We start from the raw sequence: 14,144 nt of genomic DNA, 5'->3' as shown, positions 1-14,144 counted from the left end.
GGACGGGGCTGGCTCATCGCGGCGCCATCCCGGTGAAGTGCAGGACGCTCGCGACCACCACCACAGCAATGAGCGAGATCGGCAGGAACACCTTCCAGCCGAGCCGCATGAGCTGGTCGTAGCGATAGCGCGGCACCATGGCCTTCGCCATGGCGAAGAGGAAGAACATGAAGCACAGCTTGATGACGAACCACACCAGCCCCGGCACCCAGGTGAAGGGCGGGAACGGCAGCGGCGAGAGCCAGCCGCCGAGGAACAGGATGGTGGCCATGGCGCACATGGTCATGATGGCCACGTACTCGCCGAGCATGAACAGCAGGTAGGGCGTCGAGCCGTATTCGGTCATGAAGCCCGCCACCAGCTCCGATTCCGCTTCCACGAGGTCGAAGGGCGGGCGGTTCGTCTCGGCCAGCGCCGAGACGAAGAAGATGACGAACATGGGCAGGAGCGGCAGGAAATACCAGTTCAGGAACCCGAACCGGCCGTTCTGCGCCTCGACGATGGCGGTCAGGTTCAGCGAACCTGCGCACATCAGCACGGTGATGATCACGAAGCCGATGGAGACCTCGTAGGACACCATCTGCGCCGCCGACCGCAGGGACGCCAGGAACGGGTACTTCGAGTTCGAGGCCCAGCCGCCCATGATGATGCCGTACACGCCCAGCGACGAGATGGCGAAGATGTAGAGCACGCCCACGTTCAGGTCGGCGATTACCCAGCCGTCCGCGATGGGCACCACCGCCCAGGCGGCGAGCGCGAGCACGCAGGTCACCAGCGGGGCGAGCAGGAAAATGGCCTTGTTGGAGCCCGCCGGAATGGTCGGCTCCTTCAGCACGAACTTGAGCAGGTCGGCGAAGGACTGCAGGAGGCCGAAGGGCCCCACCACGTTCGGCCCGCGCCGCAGCTGCACCGCCGCCCAGATCTTGCGGTCGGCGAGCAGGATGAAGGCGATGAAAATCAGGAGCGCCACGAGCAGAGCGAGACTCTGCCCGAGGATGATCAGCACCTGGATAAGGGTATCCTGCCAGTTCATGTCCTCGATCCCGTGCCGCTTTCAGCCGTCCCGATCACCAACGCCGCCATCCCCGTCACTCCGCCGCCTGCGCCGTCGCCCCGAGGCGAAGCGCGGAGCATTCGGCCATCACCGCGGAGGCGCGGGCGATGGGGTTGGTGAGGAAGAAATCCTCGATGGGCAGCGCGAACGCCGCCTTGTCCACAGTGCCGCCCGCCTGGGCCAGCGTCACCACCGCCGCCGGATCCGCCGCCGCCGCCTCGTCGATATGGCCGAGATGGGGATAGGCAGCAACGAGCTGCGCCCTGAGCGCCGGCACGTTGTCGAACGGCAGGGTCCGGCCCAGCACCTCCGACAAGGCGCGCAGGATGGCCCAGTCCTCGCGGGCCTCGCCGGGCGGGAAGGCGGCGCGGTTGGCGAACTGCACCCGGCCTTCCGTGTTCACGTAGAGGCCGGACTTTTCCGGATAGGCCGCGCCGGGCAGGATGACATCGGCCCGGTGGGCACCCTTGTCGCCATGGGTGCCGAGATAGACGACGAAGGCGCCAGGGGCGACCTCCACCTCGTCGGCGCCCATCAGGAAGGCGACGTCGAGGCCGCCGGGAGCGGTCATGGCCGCCACGTCGAGCCCGCCCGCGCCGGGCACCGCGCCCACGTCGAGGGCGCCGACACGGGCCGCGGCGGTGTGGAGCACCGCGAAGCCGTTCCAGCCGTCCTTCACCGCGCCGCAGGCCACCGCCACGCGGGCCGCCAGCGCCAGCACCGCGGCGCCGTCCGGCCGCGCCAGCGCGCCCTGACCGACGATGACCAGCGGGCGCTCCGCCTTGCGCAGCACGTCGCCGAAGGCGCCGGTGCCGGCGAGGTCGGAGAGGCTGTCCGGGCCGGCGCCGAGATACTCATAGGGATAGGTCAGGTCCACCTTGGCGCCGACCAAGCCCACCTTGAGCCCGCCCTGCCGCCAGCGCTTGCGGATGCGCGCATTGATGACGGAGGCTTCGTGGCGCGGATCCGTGCCCACCAGCAGGATGGCATCCGCCTCGTCGATGCCGGCGATGGTGGGATTGAACACATAGGTGGCGCGGCCGAGCGCCGGATCGAGCGCCGCCCCGTCCTGGCGGCAGTCGATGTTGGCAGAACCCAGCTTGCCCATGAGCGCCTTGAGGGCAAACACCTCCTCCACGCTGGCGAGGTCGCCGACGATGGCGCCCACCTTCGCCGCCGGCGCGGCCTTCACCTTGGCGGCGATGGCGCCGAACGCCTCGGACCAGGACGCGGCCACCAGCCGGCCATCCTTGCGCACATAGGGCCGGTCGAGGCGCTGCACCTTCAGGCCGTCCCACACATAGCGGGACTTGTCGGAGATCCACTCCTCGTTCACGAGGTCGTTGATGCGCGGCAGGATGCGCATCACCTCACGGCCGCGGGTGTCGATGCGGATATTGGAGCCGACCGCGTCCATCACGTCGATGGACTCGGTCTTGATCAGCTCCCACGGCCGGGCGTGGAACTGGTAGGGCTTGTGGGTGAGCGCGCCCACCGGGCACAGGTCCGCCACGTTGCCCTGCATCTCCGAGCGCATGGCGTGCTCGAGATAGGTGGTGATCTCCATGTCCTCGCCGCGGCCGATGGCGCCGAGGTCCGGCACGCCGGCGACTTCCGTGGAGAAGCGCACGCAGCGGGTGCACTGGATGCACCGGTTCATGGAGGTGCGCACCAGCGGGCCGATATATTTGTCCTCGACCGCGCGCTTGTTCTCGGCGAAGCGCGAGGTGTCCGCGCCATAGGCCATGGCCTGATCCTGCAGGTCGCACTCGCCGCCCTGGTCGCAGATCGGGCAGTCCAGCGGGTGGTTGATGAGCAGGAACTCCATCACCCCTTCGCGCGCCTTCTTCACCATGGGGCTCTTGGTGAGCACCACCGGCGGCTCGCCATTGGGGCCGGGGCGCAGGTCCTTCACCGCCATGGCGCAGGACGCGGTGGGCTTGGGCGGCCCGCCCTTCACTTCCACCAGGCACATGCGGCAATTGCCGGCGATGGACAGCCGCTCATGGAAGCAGAAGCGCGGAATCTCGACGCCCGCCGCCTCGCACGCCTGGAGCAGCGTGTATTCGGCCGGAACATCGACTTCTGTGCCGTCGACGACGATCTTCGCCATCACTTCCACCTCGCCTTGTGCCGCGCCGTGCACGGCGGGAGACACGACGCAGCGCGCCTGGCCTCCCGTGTCAGTCCCCTTCCCGCCTGTCGCGACGCGCGCGCCACGCGGGACGCTCTCACTCCGCCGCCACCGGAACCGGGTCCGGATGCGGGTTGGCGGCATACTGGTCGATGCGCGCCTCGATCACGTGACGATAGTGGCGGATGAGGCCCTGCACCGGCCACGCGGCGGCATCGCCGAGCGCGCAGATGGTGTGGCCCTCGATCTGGGTCGTCACTTCCAGCAGCATGTCGATCTCGCGCTTCTGGGCGCGGCCTTCGGCCATGCGGTTCACCACGCGCCACATCCAGCCCGTGCCCTCGCGGCAGGGCGTGCACTGGCCGCAGCTCTCGTGCTTGAAGAAGGCGGAGATGCGGGCAATCGCCTTGATGATGTCCGTGGACTTGTCCATCACCAGCACGCCCGCCGTGCCGAAGGAGGATTTCACCGCGCGGGTGCCGTCGAAGTCCATGATCAGGTCTTCGCACTGCTCCGCCGGGATCACCGGGCAGGAGGCGCCACCGGGGATGATGCCGAGCAGATTGTCCCAGCCGCCGCGCACGCCGCCGCCGTGCTTTTCCACCAGCTCCCGGAACGGGATGCTCATGGCATCTTCCACCACGCAGGGCGTGTTCACGTGGCCGGCCAGGCTGAACAGCTTGGTGCCCACGTTGTTCGGCCGGCCGATGGAGGAGAACCAGGCCGCCCCGCGCCGCAGGATGGTGGGGGCCACCGCGATGCTCTCCACGTTGTTCACGGTGGTCGGGCAGCCATAAAGGCCCATATTGGCCGGGAACGGCGGCTTCAGCCGCGGCATGCCCTTCTTGCCCTCGAGGCTCTCCAGCAGCGCCGTCTCCTCGCCGCAGATATAGGCGCCGGCACCATGGTGCACGTAAAGGTCGAAGGGGTAATCGTAGATATTGTCCTTGCCGATCAGGCGGGCCTCATAGGCCTCGTCGATGGCCGCCTGCAGGCGTTCGCGCTCGTAGATGTACTCGCCGCGCACATAGATGTAGGCGGCGTGGGCGCCCATGGCGAAGGAGGCGATCAGGCAGCCTTCGATCAGCGTGTGCGGATCGTTGCGCATGATCTCCCGGTCCTTGCAGGTCCCGGGCTCGGATTCGTCGGCGTTCACCACGAGATAATGCGGGCGCCCGTCGGACTGCTTGGGCATGAAGGACCACTTCATGCCCGTGGAGAAGCCGGCGCCGCCGCGACCGCGCAGGCCGGAGACCTTCATCTCGTTGATGATCCAGTCCCGGCCCTTTTCCAGGATGGCCTTGGTGCCGTCCCAGTTGCCGCGGGCGAGCGCGCCCTTGAGGCCGAAGTCGTGGAAACCGTAGAGGTTCGTAAAGATACGGTCCTTGTCGGCGAGCATGGCGGTCACTCCCCTGCGCCGGACGGCTTGGTGGCTTCGGCCGCGACGGCCTCGCGCTTCTCGCGGGTGTCCGCGCCGTCCGCCGCCTTCTCCTGAGCCGCCGACACGGCAGCGGTGGGATCGACCGGGCTCTCGGCCGCCGCGCGCGGGAGGCCGGCGGCGAGGAGGTCCGGGGTCTCGGTGGCGGGGGCGCCGGCAAAGCCCGGCACTGTCGTCTTGAAGGCGTAGAGCGCGGGATCGGTGAGCACCCGCGGCCCGCCCTCGGGCTCGGAGCCGCGGCGCGCATTCTGCGGACCCACCTTCACCGGACGGCCGGCGGCAAGGTCGTCGAGGAGCTTCTCGAAGCTCTCGGGCGTCAGGTCCTCGTAGTAATCGTCGTTGATCTGCACCATGGGCGCATTGGTGCAGGCCCCGAGGCACTCCACCTCAAGCCACGAGAAGACGCCGTCGGCGGAAACGTGCCGCTCGTGGCCGATCTTCTTCTCGCACACATCCCGGATGGCTTCGGCGCCACGCAGCATGCAGGGGGTCGTGCCGCACAGCTGCACGAAATACTTCCCCACCGGCTCCAGGTTGAACATGGTGTAGAAGGTGGCGACCTCCAGCACGCGGATATGCGCCATGCCGAGGCGGTCGGCCACGGCGCGGATCGCGGGCTCGGGAAGCCAGCCGCCGGCTGCCTTCTGGGTCTCCCAGAGCAGCGGCACCACGGCGCTGGCCTGGCGGCCCTCGGGATATTTCGCGATCAGCTTCTGGGCGATGGCCTCGAGCTCCGGCGTGAAGTCGAAGCTCTCGGGCTGCTCTGCGGCGAGGCGGCGGACGGACATGGGGTCAGATCCCGGAACGAGCCGCGCGCGGAGCGCACGCCGGCATCGGGCAGAGGGAGGCGGAAAGGCGGGCCATCAGCGGTCCACCTCGCCGAACACGATATCGAGCGAGCCCAGCACCGCCGACACGTCGGCGAGCATGTGGCCGCGGCACAGGAAATCCATCGCCTGGAGGTGGGCGAAACCCGGCGCGCGGATCTTGCAGCGATAGGGCTTGTTGGTGCCGTCGGAGACCAGATAGACGCCGAACTCGCCCTTGGGCGCCTCGACCGCGGCATAGACGTCGCCTTCCGGCACGTGGAAGCCCTCGGTATAGAGCTTGAAGTGGTGGATGAGCGCTTCCATGGAGCGCTTCATCTCGCCCCGCTTGGGCGGCACGATCTTGTTGTCGGCGGTGGAGACCGGCCCCGCCTCCTTCAGCAGGCGTTCGACGCACTGCTTCATGATCTTCGTGGACTGGCGCATCTCTTCCATGCGCACCACGTAGCGGTCGTAGCAGTCGCCGTGCTTGCCGATGGGGATGTCGAAGTCGAGCTCGGAATAGCACTCGTAGGGCTGGGCGCGGCGCAGGTCCCAGGCGGCGCCGGAGCCGCGCACCATCACGCCGGAAAAGCCCCAGGCCAGCGCGTCCTCAAGCGACACCACGCCGATGTCCACGGTGCGCTGCTTGAAGATGCGGTTCTCGGTGACGAGGCCGTCGAGATCGTCCAGCAGCTTCAGGAACGGGTCGCAGAAGGCGCCGATGTCCTCCACCAGCGCGCGCGGCAGGTCCTGGTGCACGCCGCCGGGCCGGAAATAGGCCGCATGCATGCGGCTGCCCGAGGCGCGCTCATAGAAGATCATGAGCTTCTCGCGCTCCTCGAAGCCCCACAGCGGCGGGGTCAGCGCGCCCACGTCCATGGCGAACGTGGTCACGTTGAGGAGGTGGGAGAGCAGGCGCCCGATCTCGGAATACAGCACGCGGATCAGCTGGCCGCGCTTGGGCACCTCGATGCCGAGCAGCTTTTCCGCCGCGAGGCAGAAGGCGTGCTCCTGGTTCATGGGCGCGCAATAGTCGAGCCGGTCGAAATAGGGCACGGCCTGCAGATAGGTCTTGGCCTCGATCAGCTTCTCGGTGCCGCGGTGCAGGAGGCCGATATGCGGGTCCACCCGCTCGACCACCTCGCCATCCAGCTCCAGCACGAGGCGCAGCACGCCATGCGCAGCCGGGTGCTGCGGGCCGAAATTGATCTGGAAGTTGCGGACCTTGTCGGCCGGCTTCATCTCGTCGGCGATGTCAACCATAAGGCGCTCCCTCAGCCGGCCTTGGGGGGAACGGGCGGCTGGCCCGAGGCCTTCTCGTCACCGGGAAGGACGTAGTCCACGCCCTCCCACGGGGAGAGGAAGTCGAAGTTGCGGAATTCCTGCGGCAGGCGCACCGGCTCGTAGACCACGCGCTTCTGCTCGTCGTCGTAGCGCACCTCCACGAAGCCCGTGGTCGGGAAGTCCTTGCGCAGGGGATGGCCGTCAAAGCCGTAGTCGGTCAAAAGGCGGCGCAGTTCCGGATGTCCGGTGAACAGGATGCCGTACATGTCGTAGGCCTCCCGCTCGAACCAGTTGGCGCCCATGAAGACGGAGCAGATGGAGGGCACCGGGGTGTCCTCGTCGGTCTCCACCTTCAGGCGGATGCGCACGTTCTGCTTCAGCGACAGCAGGTGGTAGACCACGTCGAAGCGCTTCTCGCGGGCCGGATAGTCCACGCCGCACACATCCACGATGCAGTGGAACAGGCAGGCGGGGTCGTCCCGCAGGAAGGTCGCCGCCTTGACGATCTGGGCCGGCTCGATCCAGAGCGTCAGCTCGCCATGGGCCACCGTGGAGCCGAGCACGGTGCCGGGAAGGGCCGCCGTGACATGCGCCGCGAGGTCGTTCAGGGTCTCGTCCATCGAAATGCTCCCGGCTCAGCGCTCGATGGTGCCGATGCGGCGGATTTTCTTCTGCAGCAGCAGCACGCCGTAGAGCAGCGCCTCCGCCGTGGGCGGGCAGCCCGGCACATAGATGTCCACCGGCACGATGCGGTCGCAGCCGCGCACCACCGCATAGGAGAAGTGGTAATAGCCGCCGCCATTGGCGCAGGAGCCCATGGAGATGACGTAGCGCGGCTCCGGCATCTGGTCGTAGACCTTGCGCAGGGCCGGGGCCATCTTGTTGGTGAGCGTGCCGGCGACGATCATCACGTCCGACTGGCGCGGCGAGGCGCGCGGGGCGAAGCCGAAGCGCTCCACGTCGTAGCGCGGCATGGAGACCTGCATCATCTCCACGGCGCAGCACGCAAGGCCGAAGGTCATCCACATGAGCGAGCCGGTACGCGCCCAGGTGATGAGGTCGTCGGCGGTGGTGAGGATAAAGCCCTTGTCCGCCAGCTCGGAATTGATCTCCTTGAAGAAGGGATCATCCGCGCCCACGGGGCGGCCGGTGGAGGGATCGACGATGCCCGTGGGGGCGGGTGCGATCTCGGGCTTGGTGGCCGAAGGGGTCAGTCCCATTCCAGAGCTCCCTTGCGCCATTCGTAGATGAAGCCGACGGTGAGCACACCGAGGAACACCATCATCGACCAGAAGCCGAGGTCGCCGAGGCCGCCGAACGTGACGGCCCACGGGAACAGGAAGGCCACTTCCAGGTCGAAGATGATGAAGAGGATGGCGACGAGGTAGAATCGCGCATCGAAGGTCATGCGCGCATCGTCGAACGCATTGAAGCCGCATTCGTAGGCCGACAGTTTCTCCGGATCCGGATTCTGATAGGCCACGAGGAACGGCGATACGAGCAGGGCAAGCCCGATCACCAGCGACACGCCGATGAAAATCACCACCGGCAGATAATCCATGAGCAACGCGTTCATTTTGCTCGCACCTCGGGGCGCAGGATCGGGGCTGTAAGCGCGCAAATTGTCCAAGCAAGACAATCGGGCGATGCGCCTGAAGCGTTACCGCGCCGTTCGGCTAGAGGAATTCGAAACGACGCCGCAGCCTTATCGCAGCGCCAGATGGGAGGCAAGTGCGCGCTTAGGCGAAGGTGCGCTTGCCTCCCCGCCATGGGCGCGGACGGGAGCGGGATGCCTTCTGCGGTGCCGCTTCCGTTTGCTCGCGGACAGCCGGCAAAGGTCGCGGGACGCGCCGTCAACACAGGATGCCGTGCAGGAGAGCGGGCCGGTCCGCATCAGCGGCAGCCGCGCCCGTGCGACACAATGCCGTGCGCAGTGCGAACTCCTGCCGATCACCCAAGGAAAGCCGGACAAGGCCGCTGGATCATTGTGCGGGGCAAGCCGCACTCCCTGTGCGCCGGGGCGGTGTCAGGCGTGATGGAGCGATTCTCGGGAAAGGGTCATGCCGTGCAGCACCCCGGTTCGGTCCCGAATACCGCCCACATGCATCGGCCGGAATACCGCCCACATGCATCGGCCGGCGCGATGAGTCGCGCCGGCCGATATCCAAAGGGCGGTTCAGCCCACCCGATCAACGGCGGCCGCCACGGCCGCCGCCACCGCCGCCGCGCATCTGAGGCCCGCCGCCGCGCGGGGCACTGCGCATCTGGGGGCCGCCGCGCATCTGCGGGGCGCTGCGCATCTGGGGCCCGCCGCGCATCTGCGGGGCACCGCCGGAACGCATCTGCGGACGCCCCGAATAGCCTCCCGGACGGACCTGCTGAGAACGCACCGAAGGCTTGCCGCCCCCGCCACCTCTCTTCATCTGCGAACCGCCGCCCGACGGGCCCTTCTTCATCCCGCTGGGTCCGCCCGGCTTGCCGCTCGGGCCTCCGGGCTTGGCGCCGGGGCCTCCCGGCTTGCCGGGCCCACCGGGGCCACCCGGACCTCCCGGTTTTCCCAATCCACCCGGGCCGCCGGGACCGCCGGGACCGCCGGGACCGCCCGGCTTGCCAGGCCCGCCCGCTCCGCCGGGCAGGAAGCCCGGACCTCCCGGACTACCCGGACCGCCGGGCTTGCCGAATCCACCCGGACCTCCCGGACCACCGGGCTTGCCAGGGCCGCCAGGGCCGCCAGGGCCACCGGGCTTGCCGGGGAGCGGCTTGCCGGGATTCGGCTTCCACGGCTGCCCGCCGCCGGGACCAGGCCCGCCCCAGTGGCCGGGACCACCAGGACCTCCCGGACCTCCCGGACCGCCAGGCCCTCCGGGACCACCAGGACCTCCCGGTCCACCCGGCCAGCCGCCGGGACCGCCGGGACCGCCGGGCCAGCCGCCCGGACCACCCGGCCAGCCGCCCGGAGGACGCGGCGGCGGCGGACGCCAGCCGGGATAGCCGGGCCAAACCGGCGGATAGACCCAGCCACGGCCCCAGTTCCACGAATTGTTCCAGGCATTGCCCACCAGAATGCCCGCGCCGAAAGCCAGCAGCCCCACCCCCGCGACGGTATAGATGGTGGAATAGTCGTACTGGGGAACGTAGATCACGGTCGGGTCGGCCGGAGTGATGTAGACGATGCTGCGCCCGTTCTCCTCACGCCGCGACACCACCTGCTTGTCGTTGCTTTGCAACGAGCCGGTCGCCTCGGCCTTCGCGCGCAGGGCCTGGATGGCCGCCGCCACGTCCTCGGGCTGGGTCACGAAGGCGAAGCCGATGGCCTGGGTCGATTCCAGGTCCTCGTTCAGCTTGGCGACCACCGAGGGAAACCGGACCATGGCCTTGACCGAGGGGTCCCACTTCTGCGCGTCGGCACCGGTGAAGTCGCCCTTGCCCACGGCCTTCCTGTTGCGCTCGATCCAGCGCTGGGCCTGCACCAGCTCCAGCGGATAGACCGTCGCCGGCAGCATCTGCGCCAGCAGCGGGTCGGGATAGAGCGCATAGGGCGCAAGCAGCGCCTCCAGCTCGGCGAGGGTGTAGCGCTGCTGCGCGTCCTGTGCCGCAGCCGGAGGCGGCGGCGGCACGGCGGCGCCCGCATCCGGGGCGACGGCCGCGGGGTCCGGCGGCACCACGGGCGGCGCGACGGGCGGCGGCGTATTCGGCGGTGGCGGAGCGACGACAGCCGGCGGACCCGCATCCGCCGGAGGCGGTGATTGCGCCAGTGCCGGATAGATGCTCGTGGTCCACCCGAATGCCAGTGCCACGGCGAGGCGCGACCACCCCGCGAGCTCCCGGCGACGACCGGACAGTGCCATGACGACCTCCCTTGTTCCCGGACACCTGAAGACCATACGGTCAGGAGCCGGGGCGGGTTGGTGCATAAGCCGCGGTGCGGCCGGTTAGGTCGCCGCGCAGGCCCGCACGGCCAAGACAATGCGCAATTCCCAACCGCCCGTCTACTTAGGTCAAGCGCGTAAGGTCTCGCTCACCGCCGCCACCAACTGCTTGAGGGAAAAGGGCTTGGGCAGGAACGAAAAGCGCTCGCTCGGCGGCAGGTTGCGGGCGAAGGCTTCCTCGGCATAGCCCGAGATGAAGATGACCTTGAGCGCGGGATCGCGCGCGCGCAGCTCCCGCAGCAGGGTCGGGCCGTCCATCTCCGGCATGACCACGTCGGAAATGACGAGATCCACGCTCCCCGCCTGCTCCATCACCTCGAGGGCCTCGACGCCGCTCGCCGCCGACAGCACCTCATAGCCGCGATTGGCCAGCGCGCGGCTGGCGAAGGCGCGCACCGCGTCCTCGTCCTCCACCAGCAGCACCCGCCCCTGCCCGGTGAGGTCGGCCACCTTGGGCTCCGGCTCGGCGGGGCGCGGGGCCTCTTCCTCCGGCGCGCCGGTGTGGCGCGGCAGGAACACGCGGAATGTGGTGCCGCGGCCCAGCTCGCTCTCCGCGAGGATGGTGCCGCCGGTCTGCTCGACGATGCCGTAGACCGTGGAAAGGCCGAGGCCGGTGCCCTTTCCCACCTCCTTGGTGGAGAAGAAGGGCTCGAAGATCTTGCCCATGATCTCGGGCGGGATGCCGGTGCCGGTGTCCGCCACCTCCACCAGCACATAGTCGCCTTCCGGCAGGCGCTGCCCGTAGGAGGCGGAGGCCGCCGCCGGGACGTTGGCGGTGCGCACCGTCAGCGTGCCGCCGTCGGGCATGGCGTCGCGGGCATTCACCGCGAGGTTGATGATCACCTGCTCGAACTGGTTGACGTCCACCTTCACCGGCCACAGCTCGCGGGCGTGCTGCACCTCCAGCGTGATGCGCTCGCCGATGAGGCGGCGCAGCAGGGCCGAGACGTCCGAGATCACGTCGGCCAGCTCGATCACCTGCGGGCGCAGGGTCTGCCGGCGCGAGAAGGCCAGCAGCTGCCGCACCAGGCCGGCGGCGCGGTTGGCGTTCTGCTTGATCTGCATGATGTCCGGGAAGGACGGGTCGCTCTGGCGGTGCTTCACCAGCAGCAGGTCGCAATAGCCGATGATGGCGGTGAGCATGTTGTTGAAATCGTGCGCCACCCCACCGGCGAGATGGCCCACCGCCTGCAGCTTCTGCGATTCGGCGAACTGCACCTCCAGCTGCTTCTGCTCGGTGGTGTCGATGGCGGCGAGGGCGATGTCGCCCGCGCCGCCGGCCCCGAGCGCCGCCGCATAGAGCCGCGCCGAGCGGCCGGCCGGCCCGGCGAGGGTCACCTCGCACGGCGCCGGCGGCTCGCCCGGCTGCAGCGCCCCGGCGAGGAGGACTTCCGCCCCGGCCGCGTCCGCCACCAGGGACGCCAGGGGCCGGCCCGCCGCATCGCGGCCGAACAGGCGGTCGAAAGCGGCATTGGCGGCGCGGATGCGCCCCGCCGGGTCCACCAGCGCCAGCGCCAGCGGCGCGTTGAGGAAGAACAGGTCCGGGGAGGCCGCCATGGCCCCGGTCGCCGCCGTCGGCCCGGAGCCGCCCTCGCGCGCGGGCATGAAAGCAGCGAGTGCATCGAGCGGCAGGGCCGCCGCCACCATGCCCTCGGCGGGCGGCTGCGCCGGTGCGAGGCGCACCAGCGCCGGCAGGTGCCCACCATCCTTTCGGGTGAGCGCGATGCTGAGGGTCGCTTCCGCACCCGAGGCCAGCGCAAGATCCAGCCGGGCCAGATCGGCCGGCGCGACCACCTCGCGGATGTCGCGGCCCTCCGGCCCCCAATCGGCCAGCGCATAGCCGAGCATGCGGCAGAAGGTGAGGTTGGGCGCCAGCACCCGCCCGCCGCAGAACTGCAGCAGGCCGGCGGGAACCCGCTCCCACACCGCGACAAGGTCCGCCCCCGGCACCGGCCCGGCCGCCGGCGCGGGCGCGCTGTCGATCGTCGGGACGACGGCCGGCGCGGCCCCGGCGGCGGCCAGGTCCTCGGCCATGCGCAGCGTCCACAATACCCGGCGCGGGGACCCGAGCGGATGCACCGACACTTCCAGCCTGCGTCCGCCCGGCCCGGTAGCGAAGGCGACGGCGCTGGTGGCCGCCGTGGCGCCGGCGACGGCGTTCAGGAGCTCGCCCACCATGGGCTGGCTGCCGGGAATGCGGGCCAGGAAACGCTCGGGCACCGGCGGGGCGTCGATGCCGCTGCGGCACATGCGCAGATAAGCGGGGTTCGACTCCACCACCCGCTCGCCGTCCTCCACCACCGCCATGGCGTCGCCGGACGCCGCCAGCGCCGCCCTGGCGAGGGGATCCTCCGGTGCGCCGCCGGCCAGGGCCCGCCGCACGGCGAGCACCAGCTCGAAGGCGCCCACCACGGCGAGCGCCGCCACGAGCGCCGAAAGCAGGGCATTCGTCCCCTCGCCGAGCACCACCCCGGCGGCGAAGCCCCCGGCCAGCGCGGCCAGGAGGGCCAGCGCCAGAGGCGTGATGCGGCCGGCGGCCTGCACGCCGCCGCGGCCGCCGCGGCCGCGCCCGGCCTGCCCTCCGGCGCCCTTTTCGGTCCGTCGCTCACCGCTCATTGCAGCCATCCTGCTCCGCGCGCCCTCAAAACCGACCCAAGCCGGTTGATTCGGCTCTTTTGGTGAATCCGTCCCTAAAGGCATGACGAAATAATGCGTTATCCACCTGGCGTCCGGGCCGTCCCACCTGCCCGACCCGCCGGGCCGGACCGGCATTGTGCCGCCAAAATCGCCGGCGACTTCATTCCTGCCATGATTATCAACAAAACCTTAGGCCTTGAGCCTCAGGATCACTGCCTGCGCGCCGATCTGCGCGTGCGGGTACCGAGGCTGGCGAACATATCGGGCGGACGACAAAGGGCCGGAGGCCGTCGTCGTCGGCATGGGGATTTCCCCCTGGCAAAGTCTCGTGGTCCACAGGCACACGAAACGCCCTACAGCAGAGCGGAGGCATGATGCTACAGCAATTGTTCGGTTCCCAGCTCGCGCTTCCGATCCGCGTCGCGATCGCCGTCATTGTGATCGGGGCGCTGTTGGCCGTGACAGTGCTGGTGATGCGGCGCCTCACCGGCCGGTCGCGTTCACCGCTCAGAAACGGCAGGTCCGGCCCCCGGCTCGCGGTCCTCGACAGCGTCGCGGTGGACCAGCGCCGCAGGCTCGTGCTGGTGCGCCGCGACGAGGTGGAGCACCTGCTTCTCGTGGGCGGCAACAGCGACATCGTGGTGGAGCACCAAATCGCCGCCGAGGCGGAAGAAGCTGCCGTTGCAGCAGCGCCGGCGCTTGCGGCCACCCGCGAGGCGCCCGGTCTCCAGCGGCCCGCCGGACGGCGGGGCCTTCAGGCCCCCGCGGCACCGGCCGCCCTTGCGCCCACAACTCCGGTTGCCGCGGCTCTCGCTGCGGAAGCCGCCGCACCCCTGCCGGCGCCCGAGCCCGCCCCCGC

Annotated in this window: 11 protein-coding genes; 1 reads left to right on the top strand and 10 read right to left on the bottom strand. The window is 69.5% G+C overall.

What is annotated here, in order from left to right; all coding sequences use genetic code 11:
- Positions 1–13: 13 nt before the first annotated feature.
- The 10 genes from nuoH to K9U40_RS04755 form a co-directional block, all read right to left on the bottom strand.
- Positions 14–1,033, bottom strand: a complete 1,020-nt coding sequence (gene nuoH, locus K9U40_RS04800) for an NADH-quinone oxidoreductase subunit NuoH (protein ID WP_282889072.1) — start codon at positions 1,031–1,033, stop codon at positions 14–16.
- A 55-nt stretch (positions 1,034–1,088) separates the two neighbouring features.
- Positions 1,089–3,167 carry an NADH-quinone oxidoreductase subunit NuoG gene (gene nuoG / locus K9U40_RS04795; RefSeq protein WP_282889115.1) on the bottom strand — a complete coding sequence of 693 codons (2,079 nt, stop codon included), beginning with the start codon at positions 3,165–3,167 and terminating at the stop codon, positions 1,089–1,091.
- 118 nt (positions 3,168–3,285) lie between these two features.
- The gene (nuoF, locus tag K9U40_RS04790; RefSeq protein WP_282889071.1) at positions 3,286–4,587 is read right to left on the bottom strand and encodes an NADH-quinone oxidoreductase subunit NuoF; all 1,302 of its coding nucleotides are present in this window, start codon (positions 4,585–4,587) and stop codon (positions 3,286–3,288) included.
- Between the two features lie 5 nt (positions 4,588–4,592).
- Positions 4,593–5,414, bottom strand: coding sequence for an NADH-quinone oxidoreductase subunit NuoE (nuoE, locus tag K9U40_RS04785; RefSeq protein ID WP_349239409.1), 822 nt, complete (start codon positions 5,412–5,414; stop codon positions 4,593–4,595).
- Positions 5,415–5,489: 75 nt separating this feature from the next.
- Positions 5,490–6,677 (bottom strand): NADH-quinone oxidoreductase subunit D, encoded by a 1,188-nt coding sequence (locus K9U40_RS04780; protein WP_282889114.1) that lies wholly within the window; start codon positions 6,675–6,677, stop codon positions 5,490–5,492.
- A 32-nt stretch (positions 6,678–6,709) separates the two neighbouring features.
- On the bottom strand, positions 6,710–7,339 hold the full coding sequence (locus K9U40_RS04775; protein WP_282889070.1) for an NADH-quinone oxidoreductase subunit C: 630 nt from the start codon (positions 7,337–7,339) through the stop codon (positions 6,710–6,712).
- A gap of 15 nt (positions 7,340–7,354) precedes the next feature.
- Positions 7,355–7,939 carry a NuoB/complex I 20 kDa subunit family protein gene (locus K9U40_RS04770; protein ID WP_282889069.1) on the bottom strand — a complete coding sequence of 195 codons (585 nt, stop codon included), beginning with the start codon at positions 7,937–7,939 and terminating at the stop codon, positions 7,355–7,357.
- Complete coding sequence (locus tag K9U40_RS04765; protein WP_282889068.1) at positions 7,930–8,295, bottom strand: NADH-quinone oxidoreductase subunit A; 366 nt, start codon at positions 8,293–8,295, stop codon at positions 7,930–7,932. Before K9U40_RS04765 ends, K9U40_RS04770 begins: the two co-directional genes overlap by 10 nt.
- 613 nt (positions 8,296–8,908) lie before the next feature.
- The gene (locus K9U40_RS04760) at positions 8,909–10,567 is read right to left on the bottom strand and encodes a DUF3300 domain-containing protein (protein ID WP_282889067.1); all 1,659 of its coding nucleotides are present in this window, start codon (positions 10,565–10,567) and stop codon (positions 8,909–8,911) included.
- Between the two features lie 150 nt (positions 10,568–10,717).
- Positions 10,718–13,264 (bottom strand): hybrid sensor histidine kinase/response regulator, encoded by a 2,547-nt coding sequence (locus tag K9U40_RS04755; protein WP_282889066.1) that lies wholly within the window; start codon positions 13,262–13,264, stop codon positions 10,718–10,720.
- A gap of 392 nt (positions 13,265–13,656) precedes the next feature.
- Here K9U40_RS04755 and K9U40_RS04750 point away from each other — a divergent pair.
- Positions 13,657–14,144, top strand: a 488-nt coding sequence (locus K9U40_RS04750; protein WP_282889065.1) for a flagellar biosynthetic protein FliO, incomplete at its 3' end; no start/stop codon positions are given.

Origin of the sequence: Xanthobacter autotrophicus, from assembly GCF_030015065.1 — a bacterium.
GTDB classification, from domain to species: domain Bacteria; phylum Pseudomonadota; class Alphaproteobacteria; order Rhizobiales; family Xanthobacteraceae; genus Xanthobacter; species Xanthobacter autotrophicus_D.
This window is presented reverse-complemented; position numbering and strand designations above follow the sequence as displayed.